Below are 18969 nucleotides of genomic sequence, written 5' to 3'. Positions count from 1 at the left end.
CGTACGTAGAAAAATGCTATCAAATACTCTTATCCGTGTCAATTAATTTCCTAACTCTTGAGTTCTCCTGATTTTTTAAATTATAATTAGTCTATGAAACCCATATCCGGAATAGTGTTTTCCCCCGCCATCAATCTTCTAAATAAAGGTGAAAAAAGGATAACCATCAGTGGATTATGGAGTTCCACAAAGGCATATTTTCTTGCACACTTAGAGGCACCTCTGCTTATTATAGCAGACTCTATAGAAAAGACAGAGAAGTTGGCTCAAGACTTTGTCTTTTTCAAGAAAATGCTTTTTAATGACACACAAAAAACAGCCTTCTTGCTATCAACAGATTCCTCAAAGGTAGCCATCCTATACAGATTGGCTAAAGGAGAACACCTTGCATTATTTGCTGCCTCAGAGGTGCTGGAATCTTGCTTTCCTTCGAAGGATATGATTCTCAAGCAAACAATTACGGTGGCAGTATCTGATAACATAAGCAGAGATGAAATAGGACTGAGGCTTATAGAGCTCGGTTACAGGAGCGTTCCTCTTGTAACCGAGACAGGTGAATTCAGTATCAGAGGTAATATAATAGATGTGTTTCCCCCATACCACGAATATCCCTGCAGGATTGAACTCTTCGGAGATAATGTAGAATCCATCAGGGATTTTGATGTTAGTGACCAGAGGTCGAAAGGATTTGTTGATAGGTGTGTAATACCACCTTTAGATTTAGAATCAGGCACTGTGACCACCTCTCGCAATGATTCAACTATATTTGATTATATCAGCAGCGATACACTTGTAGTCTTTGATGAACTTTCTGATTTTATTTCACATCTTACACCTTATACTTCACATTTTACCGTTATTTCTATTGAACTTCTTGGAACTTCGCATGAGGAAGGGATACATATTCATTTTAACACTGAATCTATAGAAAGTCAGGGACTAAGGGGTACCCCAAAAAATTTTTGCGATTTTTTTGGGGAGAGTAGGGTGCCGTCACGAATTTCTGTCTTCTGCGAAAAAATAAAGGAATGGCTCAGGCATTACAGAGTAATAGTAGTCTGCCATACAGAAAAACAGATTACAAGAATAAGAGATATCTTCATGGAGTATGGCATATTCTGCGAGTTAATGCATGGAAGACTTTCTGGAGGATTTATTTTTGCTGATGCAGGGATTGTGATAGTAACAGAGAATGATATATTTGGAGAGAAGATAAGGAAGGCGATCCCCAGAAGAGTTAAAACAAGTTCTTTTCTCTCAACCATAGAAGACCTCAAGGGAGGCGATTATGTTGTTCATGTTGATCATGGTATTGGAAGGTATATGGGGTTAAAGAGATTAAGGGTTGGTGGTGCTTGTCCTTACGAGTCTGATTTTATGCTGATAGAATATGCAGGTAGCGACAGGCTATATGTTCCCCTTGAGGGTGTTGACAGGGTACAGAAATATATAGGTTCAGAAGGCACTGCCCCGAAATTAGACAGACTTGGAGTCGCTTCGTGGGAGAGGACAAAGGCAAGGATTAAAAAGGAGATGGCAGAGATCGCAGGTGAACTACTTGAGCTTTATGCCTGTAGAGAGGTTCTCGATGGTTATGCATTCTCCGAGGATAACTACCTTCATAAAGAGTTCGATGCATCATTCATCTATGAAGAGACCCCAGATCAGATAACCGTTATAGAAGAGACAAAAAAGGATATGGAGAGCCAGAAGCCTATGGATAGGCTTGTATGCGGAGATGTGGGCTACGGGAAGACAGAGGTTGCTGCCCGAGCAGCATTCAAGGCTGTGTACGATGGAAAACAGGTAGCAGTCATTGTTCCAACAACCCTTCTATCAGAACAGCATTATAATACATTCAGGGAAAGATTTTCACAGTTTCCTGTAAAAATAGAATCATTAAGCAGGCTTAAAACAAAGAAACAACAGTCAGAGATGATCTCTGCTTTAAGACATGGTATGATTGATATAATTATTGGAACACACAGAATTCTTCAGAAGGATGTTGTTTTTAAGAATCTTGGACTTGTTATCATAGACGAAGAACATAGATTCGGGGTCACGCACAAAGAAATGCTAAAAAATCTTAGAAAGAATATAGATGTCCTTACACTCACCGCTACACCTATCCCGAGGACACTCAATATGGCACTTTCAGGTGTTAGAGACATGAGCATAATAGACACCCCGCCACCAGACAGAAAGGCGGTAGAGACAGTTATAGCGAGATTCAGCCCTGCTGTTATCAGGGAGGCGATTCTCAAGGAAGTGCAGAGGGGTGGACAGGTCTTCTTTGTGCACAACAGGATTCATAACATCAAGAGGATAGAGGATTACTTAAAAGGTATCGTGCCGGAGGTAAGAATGGCTGTAGTACATGGAAGGATGAATGAACGGAAACTCGAGGATGTTATGCTGGTCTTTCTAAGAAAAGAGATAGACCTTCTGATATCCACAGCAATAATAGAGTCAGGGCTTGATATACCATCAGTAAATACAATCATAGTTAACAGAGCAGATAAATTTGGACTTGCTGAACTCTACCAACTTCGCGGGCGGGTCGGAAGGTCAAAAGAAAAGGGTTATGCCTACTTACTGATACCGGGTGAGAAGATTATAACAGAGGAAGCGAGAAAAAGACTGAAGGCTATCGAAGAACTCTCAGAGCTTGGTGCGGGGTTCAGGCTTGCATTGAGAGACCTTGAAATACGAGGGGCTGGTAATATCCTTGGCAGGGAACAGTCAGGCTATATAGATGCACTCGGTTTTGACCTTTACTTACAGTTACTTGAAAAGACAATTCTGGAACTAAGAGGTGAAAAGGTAGCCCCTGAGGTAGAAACAATTATCGATCTTAAAGTATCTGCTTTTATCCCTGAAGAATATATCCCTGATGCAGGTCAGCGACTTATTTTTTATAAAAGGATTGCATCAGCACAGGATATAGAGGATCTAATTCATATCAAGGAAGAACTAAATGACCGATACGGGAGAATACCTGCAGAGGTATCATCACTCCTTGAGGCCATGGATATAAAGATACTGGCGAAGAGGCTTATGGTCTGCAGAATAGAATACAACAAAGATAAGGTACGGCTGAGTTTTGATAAAGACACAGAAGTTCCTTCCGATAAGATATTTCTGTTATGGGAGAAATTAGAAAAGAGACTGAAATTTAGCTCCGAATATACGATTGAGATAGAAACAGGAATCGAAGATCCCGAAGTAATCTGTGGTTGGGATTGGCTCTATAGAGAGATTAAAAATTACTTGCAAGAACTTCTTTAAGTGTGTTATAAGGCTTAGGGCAATAATAGGGGGTATATAAAAATGAAATATCTACAAAGCCATGTAAGGATGACTGTATTCAGCTTGACAATAATTCTTTTAATTTTAACCATCGCCATTTCTGGTTGTGATAAACTGAAGGGTGAGAAGGGCGCAAGGGGAGCGGTTGTTGCTGAGGTCAACGGGACAAAGATAACAGTGGAGGAATTCAAAAAACAGTTTGAGCAGATCCCTGATTTTGCTAAACCATTGTTATCCACACCAGAGGGTAAAAGACGTTTTCTTGAGGAACTGGTAAATAAAGAGTTGATTTACAAAGAGGCGATGAAGCAGGGTCTGGACAAAGACAAAGATTATATAGCAAGGGTCGAAGATTTCAAAAAGGCTGCGTTGCTCGACATTGTGCTTCAGAGGGAGATAGAGGCAAAGGTCTCAATAAAGGATGAAGATGTTAAAAAGTATTATGATACTCACCCGGATGAATTCAAGGCAAACGGTAAGGTAAGGGCAAGTCACATACTGGTCGGCACAGAGGCTGAAGCTAAAAAGATCAAGGAAAGACTACGAAAAGGAGAAGATTTTGCTAAGCTTGCAGTCAAATTCTCACAGGACAGAGAAACTGCTAAAAGGGGAGGAGATATTGGGTTATTCGGTCGTGGTCAGATGATACCAGAATTTGAGCAAGCTGCATTTAATTTAAAGGTAGGTGAGGTTAGTGATATTATAAAGACACAGTACGGCTACCATCTGATAAAGCTGACAGACAAAAAGGCAGGGAAACCTTTAGAATTTTCTATAGTTTCCGATGCCCTCAGGCAGAAGCTATCAAGGGCAAAGCAGAAAGAGGCTTTTGAAACATGGTTAGCCGATCTTAAGAAAAATGCAAAGATAACCGTAAATGAAGATGTCTTTAAGTCGCTTACAAATGAAAAGAAAGAACCCATGGAGAAAAAACAACTTCCTGAAAAGAAACAAGAAGGTGTAAATAACAAAAAAGAGAAGTAAACCCCCATTCAATAAAGATATTTTATTTGACAAGCAAATGAAACAATGATAGAAATAATGATAAAAAAGTACAAGATTTCTTTGGAGTTCCCGTGAGGAGGTGATTGAATGGGATTGGGAGTATTTTACAATGACCTGAGGGGACTGGAAGGATTCTACCAGCGACTGACAGCTAAAGAGTTGGGTGTTTTCCTCGTGAGTAATGGCGTTTATCATGCTGTCCTCAAAGAAAATGGGAAACCTTCTCCTGTCCTGGAGAAGAATGCAACCTTTTACGTCCTTAAGGAGGATCTCCAGACAAGAGGATTCAATGAAGGTGAAGTAGATAGAAGGGTGAAGGTAATTACATACGATGATCTGGTAGATCTAATTATGGATAAATATGAAAAACTTGCATGGCTTTAGGAGGATGATATGGGAGTTTTAACTATTGGCGTTTTCTCTTCCCTCGTTGGTTCAATGGATCTTGACTTCGCTGTCAGGCTTGCCCAGGCAGCCATAAATAAAGGTCATACAGTAAATTTCTGGCTCTCAAGCAATGCCACGACCATTGCAAAAGATAAGCAGAAGGAATTTAAGGACTATAACTACCTCGACAAAACCCTTAGGGCCCTTATCGAGAAAGGGCTTGCAGTGGTCTCCTGTGAAGCATGTAATCAGGCACGGGGGATACACAAAGAAGACATGATAGCAGGAATTAACCGTGCCAGTATGGACTGGTATTTAGCCAAGGCTGCCCAGAGTGATAGGGTCATCCATATAGGAGTTGAGTGATGGGAGAGTTGAAGAATAAAATAATGTTCATAATTCAAAGACCACCCTACAAGAGTGAATGTCCAAAACTTGGATTAACCCATTCACTTGCAAGTGGAGTAACCGGGATACATATAGATGAAGATGTTGTGCCTACAGTAGCATTTGTCGGTGATGGGATACTTAATTGTGTTAAAGAACAAAAATCAATGGATTCTTATGGTATAACAAGTAACGAGACTCATGTAAAAAATATGCTTCTGACCGACACGAAGGTCCTGGTATGTAAGGAAGACCTTGAGATATTAGGGATAAAAGAGGACAGATTGATAGATGCGAGTGATATGGGTGCAGAGGTCACAATCAATGTGGTTCCTTTTAATGAGATACTGAAAGAGATGGAAACAAACGACCATCTGATGTTTTTTTAAACTACTTGAGATTGCTTCGTCGCTTCACTCCTCGCAATGACAGAAAAAGGTGTCATTGCGGGCATTAGCGAAGCAATCTCGTCTTTTATCATTGGTTTTGGAAAATATAAATCCTGAAAGGAGGAAAGGAGGAAAAATGGAGAAAAAATACGAAACGCCATTGCTTGACGAACTGGAGAAAGGTCCGTGGCCAAGCTTTGTTAAGGAAATAAAAAAGGCTGCGGTGAAAAGTGAAATGGCTGCAGATGAATTGGGTCAGCTTGAGAAGTCTTACAGAACCAAACGTGGTTATTGGAAACATGGTGGTATTGTAGGGGTTCTTGGTTATGGAGGTGGAGTTATAGGTAGATACTCTTCTTTACCTGGGGAGTTTCCTAAGGTGGCTCATTTCCATACTGTAAGAGTAAACCAGCCCAGTGGTTGGTTCTATACAACAAAGGCATTAAGAGAGATATGCGATGTCTGGGATAAATATGGAAGTGGACTTACAAACTTTCATGGTTCAACAGGAGATATTATCCTTTTAGGCACAAGGACAGAAAACTTGGAGGCTGTTTTTGCTGAGCTTTCATCACGCGGATGGGACCTTGGTGGTTCTGGCTCTGCTATGAGGACACCGAGCTGTTGTGTTGGACCTGCCAGATGTGAATGGGCAAATATAGATACCCTCGATATTACTTATAGTCTTACACAGGGATTTCAGGATGAGCTTCACAGACCAGCATTCCCATATAAGTTCAAGATAAAGACAGCGGGCTGTGCTGTTGACTGTGTCGCCTCTATTGCACGTGCGGATGTATCCATTATAGGGACATGGAAAGGTGATATTAAGATAGATCAGGGTGAGGTTAAAAAATATGCAAAGAATGGGATGGACATCAATGCAGAGATTGTAGATATGTGTCCGACTGAGTGTATAAGTTATGATGGGAAAGAACTAAAGATAAATAACGAGGACTGTAACAGATGCATGCATTGTATAGCAAAGATGACAAAGGCTCTTAAACCTGGTGATGAAAAAGGTGCAACCATTCTTCTCGGAAGTAAGGCTCCGATTGTTGTGGGCTCCATGATGTCTTGGGTCATTGTCCCATTTATGAAACTTGAGCCTCCTTATACCGAGCTTAAGGATCTTATCCGGAAAATGTTAGAGTGGTGGGATGAAAACGGTAAACCCAGGGAAAGGATTGGTGAATTGATTGAACGCATTGGTATGAGGTCATTCCTCGAGTATGTGGGGCTACCGCCGGTTCCACAGATGGTAAAAGAACCGAGGAGAGATCCATTTTACTTCTGGGCTGAATCTGATTTAAAATAAACCAATCCCCTCACCCTCCCTCTCCCCTGAGGGGAGAGGACTTCGTCGTGAGCTCAGTCGAACGCTCAGTCGAACGATTAGGTGAGGGGGAAAGGGAGGGAATAAAAGATGGCATTACCACAGAGAAGGACAGACATAGGGCCACCCCATTATGAACAGTTTTTACCACCTGTAATCAAGAAGAATTATGGCAAATGGAGATATCACGAGGTGCTTAGTCCTGGCACAATGGTGCATGTTGCAGAAAGCGGGGATGAGATTTATACTGTAAGGGTTGCATCACCAAGACTTATAAGCACCGATTTTATCCGTGAGATCAGTGATATAGCAGATAAATACTGCGATGGGTATCTCCGTTTTACATCGAGAAACAATGTAGAGTTTCTTGTATCAGATAAAAAGAAGATTGAACCACTTCAGAAGGAACTTGAAGAGAAGGGTTACACCATCGGAGGTATAGGACCAAGGGTTAGTAATGTTGTTCACACTCAGGGCTGGGTTCACTGTCATAGCGCCTGTACTGATGCTTCTGGTCTTGTGAAGGCGATAATGGATGAACTCTACGATTATTTTACAACAAAGGAACTCCCTAACAGGGTAAGACTTGCACTCGCATGCTGTGTTAATATGTGTGGTGCTGTTCACTGCTCTGACATAGCCGTCGTGGCTGTCCACAGAGCAGTGCCACCTGTTGACCATGAAAAATTTGTGAATATGTGCGAACTCCCTACAACCATAGCATCCTGTCCAACACATGCTATCAGCCCTGATCCAGCAAAGAAGAGCGTTAAGATCAACCCCGATAGGTGTATGTATTGCGGAAACTGCTTTACTGTCTGCCCTGCTATAGATATCCATAACCCTGAGAATGATGGTGTTGCGATAGTGGTAGGGGGGAAGGTAGGAAACCTGAGGAGCGATCCGAAATTTTCAAAGCTCGCCATTCCATTCTTTTACAATGACCCTCCAAGATGGCCAAAGGTTGTTGCTGCAATAAAGAACATTCTTGAGACCTATGCCAAGCATGCAAAGAAACATGAAAGGGTTGGGGAGTGGATAGAGAGGATTGGATGGGAAAAGTTCTTCAAACTAACAGGTATTGAATTCACATTCCAGCATATAGATGACTTTACATTCGCAAGGGAGACATTCAGAACCGCTGCGACCTTTAAGTGGTGAGGGGGAAGAATGGAGAAGGAAGAGTTAAAAGATAAGATTTTTGCTTATGTAGAAAAATTTAAGGGGAAGAAGAAACTAAAAGAGAAAGATGTTATTAATGGCGTAGCTGAAGAGACAGGTCTGGACAAAGAGACAATAAAGAAGGCATTAAGGGAAATGATAGATGTGGGAAGATTGATGTATTCTTATACGGGTGGTGCCAGCTCTGTAGAGATCCCCAGCGAAGAGTATCTCAGAGAAAAAGGTCTCATTTAAATCAGTGATTGATGAACAGTGGCAGGGAAAAGTCTTTACTTGACACTGGCGACTGACACTGGCTTCGTATGTTCAATGAGTCAAATTCCAAGGGTAGTTTTAGGAGGGCTGCGAGGAGGGTCGGGTAAAACGATCCTCACTGTTGCCCTCATCTCAGGATTGAGAAAAAGGGGAATTAATACCGTCCCCTTTAAAAAAGGTCCGGATTATATCGATGCAGGATGGCTTGCATATGCAGCAGGGCATCCATGCTATAATCTGGACCTTTTCATTATGGATAAGAGGGCGGTTCTCCGTTCTTTTTTATTCCATTCGAGGGCTTCGCAATGTGCTGTGATTGAAGGTAACAGGGGATTATATGATGGTGTTGATATGGAGGGAACCTTCAGCACCGCTGAACTCGCCAAATTAATCTATTCACCTGTTTTGCTGGTTATAGATTCATGCAAGACCACGCGAACTGCTGCAGCTATGATTACAGGATGTCAGAAATTTGACCCTGATGTGGATATCAGAGGAGTAATTTTAAACTGTGTCGCTGGTAATAGACATGAGTCATTACTGCGTTCTACGATAGAGCATTATTGTGGACTACCTGTAGTAGGTGCTGTCCCGAGATTAAAAGAGAAAACATTTCCTGAGAGACACATGGGATTAACTCCTTATCAGGAACATCCTCAGGTAGAAAAGGCAATGGCTTCCATGACCGAGATAGCTGAGAAATATCTTGATTTAAACGGCATATGGAAGATTGCTAATGAAGCACCCACGCTATCGAATGTGGAATGCGGAATGTGGAATATGGATTTTAATTCCGAAATCCACCCCTTCCCTAACCCTCCCCCCTCGAGGGGGAAGGCAGGGGTGGGGGAGAGACTCCGAACTCTGAACTCCGAACTAACTGTGGACTCATCCCTTAAGATCGGTGTTATAAGAGATTCTGCCTTCCAATTTTACTACCCTGAAAACTTTGAGGAGCTTGAAAAGAGAGGCGCTAAATTAGTAGAGATTAGTGCCCTGATAGAAAAAGAACTGCCAGAATTGGATGCCCTTTATATAGGTGGTGGTTTTCCTGAGACTCATGCCATAACACTGGCAGGGAATGATAACTTTAGAGATTCTCTGCGTCAGGCAGTAGAGAAAGGACTGCCTGTTTATGCAGAATGTGGTGGTTTAATGTATCTTGGTGAGAGTCTGGTGGTAGAGGATAAAACATATCCGATGGCTGGTATTTTGCCTGTTGTTTTTGGTTTAGAAAAGAGACCCCAAGCACATGGCTATTCAGTCGTTGAAGTAGAAAAATCTAATCCATATTTTGCTGTTGGTCGCACACTTAAAGGGCATGAATTTCATTACTCTCGTGTTTTGAACTGTCAGGAAGATGAGATTAATACCGTCTTCCGTATGAAACGCGGCAACGGTTTAGACGGTAAAAGAGACGGTATAGTCTATAAGAATGTTCTTGCAACTTACACGCACATGCATGCCCTCGGCACAAGGGAGTGGACAGACGGAGTTATAAATCGAGCTCTGTCTTACAGGGAGAAAAGAGAGAACTTAAAGGTTGAAAGTTGGAAGAAAAAAGTGAAAAGAAAATAGCATGCCAAGAAAACCTGAAAAGCAGGCGAGTTGCTTTTCTATGGGATGAATCCTTTCTCTGGGGTGTAATCTCTTTTAGGGTGCTGAGAGGTTTATCTCTCCATTTTGACCTGATTACAGCAGGGGATGTTAAATCAGGAATGCTATCAGACTATGAAATGCTTTTTGTTCCTGGAGGTTGGGCAACTGATAAAAGCAACGCACTTGGAGAAGATGGCAAGAAGGCTATCCGTAAGTTTGTTGAGGATGGTGGCAGCTATCTTGGGTTTTGTGGAGGAGCAGGTTTAGCCCTTGAGGTAGAGAATGGATTATCCCTCCTGCCAGTAACAAGGAAAAGAACCCGTGAAAGAACCCCAAATTTTAGTGGGAAGATTCAGGTATATTCAAAATACCGTCGACATCCACTCTGGAGAGGAATTCCAAAGCCCCTTGCATTTTATGTCTGGTGGCCCTCACAGTTTTCTATCACAAGACAGGATAAGGTAAGTGTTTTAGCCTGTTATAATCTGCCTGAATCGGACTTTTTTGTTTCAGACCTATGCGTCTCTGATATCAATAGGTATGGAGACAACTGGAAAAGATGGGAGGATAGCTATGGCATCAGATTAAACCCATTTCTTCTACAAGGAGAACCAGCTGTACTGGAAGGGAAATATGGTAGTGGAAAGATTATCCTCTCGCTGATTCACTTTGATACCCCCGATGACTCAGTGGGGAATCGAGTACTCTTTAATCTCTGGCAATACCTACTGCCTGCTAAATCAGGCAAAAAACTCTATACTATAGATGGGATACATCTTCCAAACAAGGAATTAAAAATCAGGATAACCCCTGAGATACTCGATCTGGCACAAGAGATGGAGATGTCCGTTAGAGAACTTATCGCATTTGGAGAGAGAAATCTTCTATGGTACTGGAGAAATCACTGGATGCTACAGTGGAGAAGGGGTATTCGAGGGTTTGAATATTGTACCCTGTTTATACTCCTTAGTGAACTCTCTCGATTAATCCAGCTGTCAGCTTTTTTCGACATCGAGGAAGATAATATAAATATAATAAAAAAGATGAAGGTTGTAGAGAAGATATTACATAGATTCTTAATTAAGGCAAAGGAGCTCTTAATCGAGGAAAAATATGCCATGAATTATGGACTATTAAATATCGAAAGAGATGAGGGTACAGGTATTCAGTCTCGTCGTGAAGAGCTTTTCTCCAGTTCAAAACGGTATGGAGGGATGTTTAAACAGCTAATTGACAGCATAGATGCATTGTTAGTTCTATTGCTGAGAAAATCTCAATTTTTTAGTTGACTTATTAGATTTATATATATTAGTATTTTTACCATTCAACAAATTCAATCAGATTAAAAAAGAGAAAGGAGGATAAAAATGCCAGCTATTGAGTTTAAAGGAAAATCATATGAGGTTGATGATGACGGCTATCTTCAAAATCTCGATGACTGGAGCCCTGAGTTAGCCGAACATATCGCTGGACTCGAAGGGGTTACGATGACAGAGGCGCACTGGGAGGTGGTAAACTTCCTCAGAGACTATTACAAGCAGTACCAAATTGCACCGATGATAAAGATACTTGTTAAAGAGATGGCTAAAGCTTTTGGACCCGAGAAAGGTAACACTAAATACTTATATGAGCTTTACCCTGCAGGCCCTGCAAAACAGGCATGTAAGATAGCAGGACTCCCCAAACCAACAGGGTGTGTATAATCTTTAGTGATAAGTAATAAGAAGTAATAAGTAATAAAGATAAAGAATGGCTGTTACTTGTTGCTTTATTCTGTAATATAGAAGGGAGGGGTCATTTTTGCTTACTCATAGATACATTTTTTCACCCTCCCCCATTATTATTTGATTATAGGTTTCCCTTACTCTGAAACCGCAAGGAGTTTCCAAGACTGGATATGGAGCTTAAGAATCTCCTATTGGAAAAGAAATCCTCTATTCTGAGGAAGTGGTTCGATATGATAGTTGAGACTTATCCTCCTGAGACTGCAATCTTTTTGAAAAATCAAAAGAATAGATTTGCTAATCCAGTAGGGTACACGATCTCCCAGGGGATAGAGCATATCTTCGAGGAACTTCTAAATGAAGTGGATTCCGATAGGGTTTCTCCCTTCCTTGACAATATTATCAGAATCAGGGCGGTTCAGGATTTTAATCCCTCGCAAGCAATTGCCTTCATCTTCTTACTAAAGAAAGTGATTAGAGAAGAGATGGAAAGCGATCCTGAATTTAATTCAGGACGGGAAAAAGGGCTCGCTGAGGAGTTGTTGGCACTTGAGTCTAAAATAGATGACCTTGCCCTCCTCTCTTTTGATATATATATGAAATGCCGAGAGAAAATTTACGAGCTTAGGGCAAATGAAGTGAAGAATATGACCTTCAGGCTATTTACAAAGGGCAAATCTGGTAAGTGAGACCCAGGAGCAGGAACCTAATCTCAAAGGCAACAACATTGTTAACTTAAAATAAAGAGAGGTAACAGATGGGAATCTTGTTTTCTTTCTTTGCAGTTATAATACTCGTTCTGTTTGTTTTTGTAGGGGTGAAGGTTGTAAAATTGCAATTCCTCTTCGGAATTATTATACCCTATGCGGCTGTTGTTACATTCATCGTTGGAGTTATTTATCGTGTCGTAAAATGGGGGCATTCACCTGTCCCATTCCGTATACCTACAACCTGTGGACAACAAAAATCTCTCCCGTGGATCAAGCAGAATAAACTTGAAAATCCCTCCAGCACGCTTGGCGTAATCGGGAGGATGGCGATTGAAATACTTCTTTTCCGTTCCCTGTTCAGGAACATAAAGACCGAATTGAGAGATGGACCTAAACTTGCTTATGGATCGGACAAGTGGCTCTGGTTAGCAGCACTGGCGTTCCACTGGTCGTTTCTCACCATTTTAGTCAGACACCTTAGATTATTCACCGTGCCTATTCTCCCCTTCATACCTTTGATTGAGGGTATTGATGGATTTTTGCAGATAGGCGTTCCGAGACTCTATATGACCGATATAGTTATTTTGATTGCTGTGGCTTACCTCTTCCTCAGGAGAGTTTATATTCCACAAGTGCGATACATCTCTCTTCCTGCTGATTACTTTCCCCTCTTTCTGATTTTTGGTGTAGCTCTTTCAGGTGTCCTCATGCGTTATTTTGTTAAAGTGGATGTTGTTGCGGTGAAGGAACTAACTATGGGACTGGTCAGTTTTAATCCTAATATCCCTGAGGGAATCGGTATTATCTTCTACATACATCTGTTTCTCATCAGCACCCTGTTTGCCTACTTCCCCTTTAGCAAGCTGGTTCATATGGGAGGAGTTTTCCTCAGTCCTACACGAAATCTATCGAATAACAGCCGAATTGTTAGACACATCAATCCCTGGAATTACCCTGTCAAGGCTCGTACATACGAGGAGTACGAGGACGAATTCAGGGAGAAAATGAAAAAGGCGGGGATACCAGTAGAAAAGGAGTAAAGATATGGCAAAGGTAGAGGTTCCCAAACCAGATGAACTCTCTAAGATAGACTATACACCTCCTAAGAGGGGGTGGATGGATACCACTGTTGAATTCAAGCCTGGTACCTGGTGTTATGGTACAAGACCTAAATACGTTGAAGCCGTTGACTTACCGAACCCGAGGGAATGGAAACCAACCGACGAGGACTGGAAACTGCCTGAAAACTGGAGAGAGATAATTTTAGAAGGGATTGATGATCGGCTTCGCAAGTATCGCTCTTTCAGGCTTTTTATGGATATCTGTGTTAGATGTGGTGCCTGCGCTGACAAGTGCCACTTCTTCGTCGGTTCTGGAGATCCCAAGAATATGCCTGTTCTTAGGGCTGAGCTGCTGAGATCGGTATATAGAAAGTATTTTACAGCATCAGGAAAGCACCTGGGCAGGCTTGCTGGGGCAAGAGAACTTACTTATAATGTGCTGAAGGAGTGGTGGTACTATTTTTTTCAGTGCACTGAGTGTCGTCGATGTTCGGCCTTCTGTCCTTATGGCATTGATACGGCTGAAATAACACTTATGGGAAGGGAACTTATCAACCTATTGGGTTGTAACACTGACTGGATAATGGGTCCTGTTTCAAATAGTTACAGGACGGGGAATCACCTTGGCCTTGAGCCACATACAGTTAAAAGTAATATTGAATTCTTATTAGACGATGTAGAGACTATAACAGGGATCAAGATTGAACCGACATTCAACAGAAAGGGTGCAGAGATTCTCCTTGTTAATCCTTCTGGAGATATCTTTGGTGACCCTGGTAATTACACTGCTATGGGCATTCTGATGCTTTTCCATGAAATTGGACTCGACTACACATGGAGCACATACGCTTCTGAGGGTGGAAACTTCGGCTTTTTCACCTCAAATGAGACTGCTAAAAGGCTCTACTACAAGGTTTATTCTGAAGCCAAAAGGTTAAAGGTGAAATGGATCATCGGAGGAGAATGTGGCCACCAGTGGAGGCTTTTCCATCAGTATTTAGATACCTGGCACGGACCTGCAGATTTCCTTGAAGAGCCAGTCTCCCCTACTACAGGCACGAAATTCGAGAATGCAAAATCCACAAAGGCAGTCCACATTGCTGAATTTACTGCTGACCTCATCAGACATGGCAAACTAAAACTTGACCCGAGCCGAAACGATCACCTGAAGGTGACATGGCATGACTCCTGTAACACCGCAAGGGGTATGGGAATCTTCGAGGAGCCACGGTATATTATCAAGAATGTGTGCAACTATTTCTATGAGATGCCAGAGAACACTATAAGGGAGAAGACCTTCTGCTGTGGCAGTGGCTCCGGCTTGAATGCAGGGGAAAATATGGAATTGAGGATGAGGGGAGGTTTCCCCAGAGCAAACGCCGTGAAGTATGTCCACGAGAAATACGGGGTGAATATGCTAGCCGCCATGTGTGCGATTGATAGGGCAGCCCTTCCACCCCTGATGGATTACTGGGTTCCCGGCGTACGTGTCTGTGGGCTTCATGAGTTGGTGGCTAACGCATTAGTGATGAAGGGAGAAAAGGAGAGAACAACTGATTTGCGTGGTGACCCCCTTCCTGGGAAGGAGGCCAAGGAAGATGTATGACACTGGTAAAATCATCACGGGACTTATTATCTTTGTCATTTTGGTAACATTTCCTTTCTACAATAATATAGGGAAAGCCATTTCTAAACCGGAACCAAAACTCGATACCCCTGAGATTCAAAAATTACCAGAAAAGGAGAGACGATGCGTAGAGCCAAAGGCATTTATGAGAACCGAGCACATGAAATTGCTGAATGAGTGGAGGGATTCAGTTGTCCGCGATGGCAACAGGATGTATGTGAGCACTGACAGGAAGAAGTTTGTAATGAGTCTTCAAAATACTTGCATGAACTGCCATTCTAACAAGAAAAATTTTTGTGATCAATGTCACAATTATGTGGCAGTAAAACCTTATTGCTGGGATTGTCATATCGCACCGAAGGAGAAGGGAACATGAGTATTAATAGGAGACAATTCTTAAAGATAGCAGGAATTTCTACAATAGTGGGGCTTGGGGGCACGACCACAATCAAAGCGCTCTGGAGAGACGAGTTGGAGGCTTCGCAGGTTTCGCCGAGTCCTGAAGCTTTGGTAGCAAAAAGATGGGCAATGGTCGTCGATGTCAGTAAGTTCAAAATAGATAATGATTATAAAAGGGTCATTGATGCCTGCCATCGTATCCACAATGTTCCTGATTTCGGTAATCCAAAGGATGAGGTCAAATGGATATGGACCGACACATTTTCGCACGCATTCCCTGGACAGGAACATGAATACATGGAAGGGGGTATAAAACATAAACCCTTTATGATACTTTGCAATCACTGTGATAACCCCCCTTGTGTAAGGGTGTGTCCTACAAAGGCTACATTTAAAAGAGAAGATGGAATCGTAATGATGGACTTTCATCGCTGTATTGGGTGCAGGTTCTGTATGGCTGCTTGTCCATTTGGAGCAAGAAGCTTCAACTGGAGAGACCCGAGGCCTTTTATCAAGGAAGAGAATAAGGAATTTCCAACAAGGACGATAGGTGTTGTGGAAAAATGCAATTTCTGCTACGAGAGACTCGCCAAGGGTCTTATCCCGGCCTGCGTGGAGGCGTGCAAAGATAATAAGGCATTGGTTTTTGGTGACCTAAAAGACCCAAACTCAGAGGTCAGGAAGATTCTCAGCTCATGTTACACCATTCGACGTAAATCTGAGCTCGGGACACAGCCCAGTGTTTTCTATGTAATAGGGGGTAGTAACAATGCTTGAAAAGGCGCTAACCGGAAGTCGGAGATACTGGATATGGGTATTCTCTTTGCTTGTTATGTCGGGAATAGGTTTTATTTTCTACCTCAAGCAACTTAGTTATGGTTTAGGGATAACAGGCATGAGCAGGGATGTTTCATGGGGTTTTTATATAGGTCAGTTTACCCTCCTTGTAGGTGTTGCAGCTTCAGCAGTTATAGTGGTCTTACCTTACTATCTTCATAACTACAAGCAATTTGGAAGGATTACAGTTCTTGGAGAATTTCTGGCTGTTGCTTCTGTCACAATGTGTCTTTTGTTTATCTTTGTAGATCTCGGTCAGCCCTTCAGGATCCTTAATGTTTTATTGTATCCAACGCCTAATTCTGTCATGTTCTGGGATGCTGTTGTTTTAAGTGGTTATCTCCTGCTTAACATCGTGATCGGCTGGACAGTCCTGGGTGCTGAGCGTAAAGCATCACCACCACCAGATTGGTTAAAGCCTTTGATATATCTATCAATCGCCTGGGCACCCAGCATTCACATAGTAACGGCATTCCTGTACTCTGGACTTCCAGGAAGACATTTCTGGTTGACAGCGATTATGGCAGTCCGTTTTCTTGCCTCAGCATTTGCTTCAGGACCGGCCCTTATTATCATCCTGTGTCTGATTGTAAGAGGGTTCACAAAATTCGATCCAGGCAGAGAGGCTATTCAAACACTGGGAAAGATTATCACTTATACCATGATTTTAAATGTACTTTTCCTCGGATTTGAACTCTTCACCGCCTTCTACAGTAACATACCGGGGCATATGCATACCTTCCAGTATCTCCATGCCGGTCTGGAAGGATATGGAAAGCTCGTTCCTATGATGTGGATATCCAACATCCTTGCAGTGGTATCTCTCGTCCTTTTGATTAATCCAGCAACACGAAAAAACGAAAGAACCCTATCGATGGCTTCTGCGTCAATATTCATTTCTTTATGGATTGATAAGGGATTTGGTTTGGTTGTGGGTGGATTTATACCGAATCCTTTAGAAAAGATAACGGAGTATTGGCCTACGATGCCTGAAACCTTAATCACCCTTGGAGTATGGGCAATCGGATTCTTGATACTCACGATACTTTACAAGGTAGCTGTCTCAGTCAAGGAGGAGATTGCGTAGGATAGATTGTGATTATTATCATAGACATTTATAGATTGAATCGTTTAAAATTGAAATTAAAATGTATCTTAAAGGAGGGTAGAAGATAACAATGTATATAGTTAATGTTGACCATGATAAATGTGATGGATGTGAGGAGTGTATTAATGTCTGTCCAACGGCGGTATTTGAGTTAAATGACAACAAGTCTAATCCTGTAAATCCTGATGAATGTGTTGGCTGTATGAGCTGTGTTGAGGCATGTCCGAATCAGGCGATTACAGTCAATGAGATGTAAGATCTATAGAGATTTAAAATATCCTAATTGCAGGGGCGACCTTTCAGGTCGCCCCTCTTTTTCTCGTGTTATACATGGCTGACACCTGCTTCATCGAATGTCGCCATCTCCATGAGTATCTTTACCGCTGCTTCAATGATGCCTATGCCGAGTGCTGCTCCAGTCCCCTCTCCAAGTCTCATATCTAAATTGAGTAATGGATTTTGCCCTAACCTCTCAAGGATTGCACTGTGTCCTGCCTCTACTGATCTGTGTGAGGCTATGATGTAGTCCTTCACCTCTAACTTCATCTCTGCAGCAATTAGTGCCCCAACGGAGGATATAAAGCCATCTATAACAACAGGGATCCTATTAGCCGCAGCACCAATAACGATCCCCGCGATACCTGCTATCTCGAGTCCACCAATCTTGCTCAGGACATCCAATGGATCTTGAGCATCAGGCCTGTTTTTGTTTATAGCCCGCTTTATTACCTCAACCTTATTCAAAAAAGAGAGATCATTAATCCCAGTTCCCCTGCCTGTTACCTTTTCAACAGGCTTGCCTGTAATTACTGCTGTTATGGCACTTGATGGTGTTGTGTTACCAATACCCATATCTCCTGTGCCAACAATGTCGGCATCTTTATGTTCTTGTGCCAGTTCTATGCCTACCTCTATGGCATTAATCGCTACATCCCTATCCATTGCAGATCCGAGTGCTATGTTTCCTGTGCCTCTGGCGACTTTCTTTTTAATCAATCCTGGGGTATCGCTAAAATCGTAGTCTACACCAATATCTATTACGACTATCTCTGCGCCCACATGCCTTGCAAGGACATTTATCCCCGCACCTCCCCTCAAAAAGTTAAAAACCATCTGGGCGGTGACCTCCTTTGGGTAGGCGCTCACACCTTCCTCAGTTACACCGTGGTCAGCTGCAAATGTAAAGATGACCTTTTTTCTTATTAATGGTCTTTCCTTTCCTGTAATAAGGCAGTATCTCTTTGCAAGCTCTTCGAGTCTACCTAAAGAGCCCGGTGGTTTTGTGAGGTTATCGAGCCTCTTCTGGATTGCCTCTGCCTTTGAGTAATTAACTGGTTTGATCTCCTTTAATGTTTGTTCCAAAAGACCCATATCGGAATTTCTCCTTAGAATGGTAAAAATGGGACGGTTCTATTTTCTCCTCGGCTATTCCCCTTTGTTAGAATGTGATATACATATTCCTTTGGTACTATGCTTGCTGTCTTCGGCATATGATAAATCTATCATCTTTTATCTTTACTGTCAATTAAATAGAACCGTCAGGCTGTCCCAAAATACTTCTTAAGTTAATCCAACTTTTGTGGGTGACCTGACAATTTCTCATAAAGAGGTCCTTAGTTTATAAAAAATAACAGTTATACATAAAATCGAGTCG

General features: G+C 42.1%; 19 protein-coding genes. 18 read left to right on the top strand and 1 reads right to left on the bottom strand.

The window, feature by feature from the left end; all coding sequences use genetic code 11:
- Positions 1–93: 93 nt before the first annotated feature.
- The 18 genes from mfd to AB1488_03200 all read left to right on the top strand — a co-directional run bounded on the left by mfd (position 94) and on the right by AB1488_03200 (position 17571).
- Positions 94–3288: a transcription-repair coupling factor gene (mfd, locus tag AB1488_03285; GenBank protein ID MEW6409120.1), complete on the top strand. Its 3195-nt coding sequence runs from the start codon at positions 94–96 to the stop codon at positions 3286–3288.
- 42 nt (positions 3289–3330) lie between these two features.
- On the top strand, positions 3331–4293 hold the full coding sequence (locus AB1488_03280; protein ID MEW6409119.1) for a peptidylprolyl isomerase: 963 nt from the start codon (positions 3331–3333) through the stop codon (positions 4291–4293).
- A 108-nt stretch (positions 4294–4401) separates the two neighbouring features.
- Positions 4402–4698 carry a sulfurtransferase complex subunit TusB gene (tusB, locus tag AB1488_03275; protein MEW6409118.1) on the top strand — a complete coding sequence of 99 codons (297 nt, stop codon included), beginning with the start codon at positions 4402–4404 and terminating at the stop codon, positions 4696–4698.
- A 9-nt stretch (positions 4699–4707) separates the two neighbouring features.
- On the top strand, positions 4708–5067 hold the full coding sequence (locus AB1488_03270; GenBank protein ID MEW6409117.1) for a DsrE family protein: 360 nt from the start codon (positions 4708–4710) through the stop codon (positions 5065–5067).
- Positions 5067–5477: a DsrE family protein gene (locus AB1488_03265; GenBank protein MEW6409116.1), complete on the top strand. Its 411-nt coding sequence runs from the start codon at positions 5067–5069 to the stop codon at positions 5475–5477. The genes AB1488_03270 and AB1488_03265 overlap by 1 nt, the downstream gene beginning before the upstream one ends.
- 136 nt (positions 5478–5613) lie before the next feature.
- Positions 5614–6795: a dissimilatory-type sulfite reductase subunit alpha gene (dsrA, locus tag AB1488_03260; protein ID MEW6409115.1), complete on the top strand. Its 1182-nt coding sequence runs from the start codon at positions 5614–5616 to the stop codon at positions 6793–6795.
- A 108-nt stretch (positions 6796–6903) separates the two neighbouring features.
- A complete protein-coding gene (gene dsrB, locus AB1488_03255) occupies positions 6904–7974 on the top strand; it encodes a dissimilatory-type sulfite reductase subunit beta (GenBank protein MEW6409114.1) in 1071 nt (356 codons plus the stop codon).
- Between the two features lie 9 nt (positions 7975–7983).
- The gene (locus tag AB1488_03250) at positions 7984–8229 is read left to right on the top strand and encodes a hypothetical protein (GenBank protein ID MEW6409113.1); all 246 of its coding nucleotides are present in this window, start codon (positions 7984–7986) and stop codon (positions 8227–8229) included.
- A 75-nt stretch (positions 8230–8304) separates the two neighbouring features.
- Positions 8305–9828, top strand: coding sequence for a cobyrinate a,c-diamide synthase (locus tag AB1488_03245; GenBank protein MEW6409112.1), 1524 nt, complete (start codon positions 8305–8307; stop codon positions 9826–9828).
- The gene (locus AB1488_03240; GenBank protein ID MEW6409111.1) at positions 9801–11138 is read left to right on the top strand and encodes a BPL-N domain-containing protein; all 1338 of its coding nucleotides are present in this window, start codon (positions 9801–9803) and stop codon (positions 11136–11138) included. Before AB1488_03245 ends, AB1488_03240 begins: the two co-directional genes overlap by 28 nt.
- 78 nt (positions 11139–11216) lie before the next feature.
- Positions 11217–11552, top strand: a complete 336-nt coding sequence (locus AB1488_03235) for a TusE/DsrC/DsvC family sulfur relay protein (GenBank protein MEW6409110.1) — start codon at positions 11217–11219, stop codon at positions 11550–11552.
- Between the two features lie 194 nt (positions 11553–11746).
- Positions 11747–12262, top strand: a complete 516-nt coding sequence (locus AB1488_03230) for an RsbRD N-terminal domain-containing protein (protein ID MEW6409109.1) — start codon at positions 11747–11749, stop codon at positions 12260–12262.
- Positions 12263–12330: 68 nt separating this feature from the next.
- Positions 12331–13323, top strand: a complete 993-nt coding sequence (gene dsrM / locus AB1488_03225; GenBank protein ID MEW6409108.1) for a sulfate reduction electron transfer complex DsrMKJOP subunit DsrM — start codon at positions 12331–12333, stop codon at positions 13321–13323.
- Between the two features lie 4 nt (positions 13324–13327).
- Entirely contained in the window at positions 13328–14950 is a 1623-nt protein-coding gene (dsrK, locus tag AB1488_03220; protein MEW6409107.1) for a sulfate reduction electron transfer complex DsrMKJOP subunit DsrK, read from the top strand.
- Positions 14943–15347 carry a sulfate reduction electron transfer complex DsrMKJOP subunit DsrJ gene (dsrJ, locus tag AB1488_03215; protein ID MEW6409106.1) on the top strand — a complete coding sequence of 135 codons (405 nt, stop codon included), beginning with the start codon at positions 14943–14945 and terminating at the stop codon, positions 15345–15347. The genes dsrK and dsrJ overlap by 8 nt, the downstream gene beginning before the upstream one ends.
- Positions 15344–16147 (top strand): sulfate reduction electron transfer complex DsrMKJOP subunit DsrO, encoded by an 804-nt coding sequence (gene dsrO, locus AB1488_03210; protein ID MEW6409105.1) that lies wholly within the window; start codon positions 15344–15346, stop codon positions 16145–16147. Before dsrJ ends, dsrO begins: the two co-directional genes overlap by 4 nt.
- Positions 16140–17294 (top strand): sulfate reduction electron transfer complex DsrMKJOP subunit DsrP, encoded by a 1155-nt coding sequence (dsrP, locus tag AB1488_03205; protein MEW6409104.1) that lies wholly within the window; start codon positions 16140–16142, stop codon positions 17292–17294. The genes dsrO and dsrP overlap by 8 nt, the downstream gene beginning before the upstream one ends.
- 91 nt (positions 17295–17385) lie before the next feature.
- A complete protein-coding gene (locus tag AB1488_03200) occupies positions 17386–17571 on the top strand; it encodes a 4Fe-4S dicluster domain-containing protein (protein ID MEW6409103.1) in 186 nt (61 codons plus the stop codon).
- A 68-nt stretch (positions 17572–17639) separates the two neighbouring features.
- Here AB1488_03200 and cobT read toward each other — a convergent pair whose 3' ends face one another.
- Entirely contained in the window at positions 17640–18686 is a 1047-nt protein-coding gene (gene cobT, locus AB1488_03195) for a nicotinate-nucleotide--dimethylbenzimidazole phosphoribosyltransferase (GenBank protein MEW6409102.1), read from the bottom strand.
- Positions 18687–18969 lie beyond the last annotated feature (283 nt).

The organism is Nitrospirota bacterium, from assembly GCA_040756155.1.
GTDB lineage: Bacteria > Nitrospirota > Thermodesulfovibrionia > JACRGW01 > JBFLZU01 > JBFLZU01.
Note: the sequence above shows the minus strand (reverse complement) of the source record. Positions and strands in the feature narration are given on the sequence as shown.

What these genes read in the sequence shown, in the direction of transcription:
- mfd (MEW6409120.1), top strand. Translation starts at nt 94, where the DNA reads ATGAAACCCATATCCGGAATAGTGTTTTCCCCCGCCATCAATCTTCTA.
- AB1488_03280 (MEW6409119.1), top strand. Translation starts at nt 3,331, where the DNA reads ATGAAATATCTACAAAGCCATGTAAGGATGACTGTATTCAGCTTGACA.
- tusB (MEW6409118.1), top strand. Translation starts at nt 4,402, where the DNA reads ATGGGATTGGGAGTATTTTACAATGACCTGAGGGGACTGGAAGGATTC.
- AB1488_03270 (MEW6409117.1), top strand. Translation starts at nt 4,708, where the DNA reads ATGGGAGTTTTAACTATTGGCGTTTTCTCTTCCCTCGTTGGTTCAATG.
- AB1488_03265 (MEW6409116.1), top strand. Translation starts at nt 5,067, where the DNA reads ATGGGAGAGTTGAAGAATAAAATAATGTTCATAATTCAAAGACCACCC.
- dsrA (MEW6409115.1), top strand. Translation starts at nt 5,614, where the DNA reads ATGGAGAAAAAATACGAAACGCCATTGCTTGACGAACTGGAGAAAGGT.
- dsrB (MEW6409114.1), top strand. Translation starts at nt 6,904, where the DNA reads ATGGCATTACCACAGAGAAGGACAGACATAGGGCCACCCCATTATGAA.
- AB1488_03250 (MEW6409113.1), top strand. Translation starts at nt 7,984, where the DNA reads ATGGAGAAGGAAGAGTTAAAAGATAAGATTTTTGCTTATGTAGAAAAA.
- AB1488_03245 (MEW6409112.1), top strand. Translation starts at nt 8,305, where the DNA reads ATGAGTCAAATTCCAAGGGTAGTTTTAGGAGGGCTGCGAGGAGGGTCG.
- AB1488_03235 (MEW6409110.1), top strand. Translation starts at nt 11,217, where the DNA reads ATGCCAGCTATTGAGTTTAAAGGAAAATCATATGAGGTTGATGATGAC.
- AB1488_03230 (MEW6409109.1), top strand. Translation starts at nt 11,747, where the DNA reads ATGGAGCTTAAGAATCTCCTATTGGAAAAGAAATCCTCTATTCTGAGG.
- dsrM (MEW6409108.1), top strand. Translation starts at nt 12,331, where the DNA reads ATGGGAATCTTGTTTTCTTTCTTTGCAGTTATAATACTCGTTCTGTTT.
- dsrK (MEW6409107.1), top strand. Translation starts at nt 13,328, where the DNA reads ATGGCAAAGGTAGAGGTTCCCAAACCAGATGAACTCTCTAAGATAGAC.
- dsrJ (MEW6409106.1), top strand. Translation starts at nt 14,943, where the DNA reads ATGTATGACACTGGTAAAATCATCACGGGACTTATTATCTTTGTCATT.
- dsrO (MEW6409105.1), top strand. Translation starts at nt 15,344, where the DNA reads ATGAGTATTAATAGGAGACAATTCTTAAAGATAGCAGGAATTTCTACA.
- dsrP (MEW6409104.1), top strand. Translation starts at nt 16,140, where the DNA reads ATGCTTGAAAAGGCGCTAACCGGAAGTCGGAGATACTGGATATGGGTA.
- AB1488_03200 (MEW6409103.1), top strand. Translation starts at nt 17,386, where the DNA reads ATGTATATAGTTAATGTTGACCATGATAAATGTGATGGATGTGAGGAG.
- cobT (MEW6409102.1), bottom strand. Translation starts at nt 18,686, where the DNA reads ATGGGTCTTTTGGAACAAACATTAAAGGAGATCAAACCAGTTAATTAC.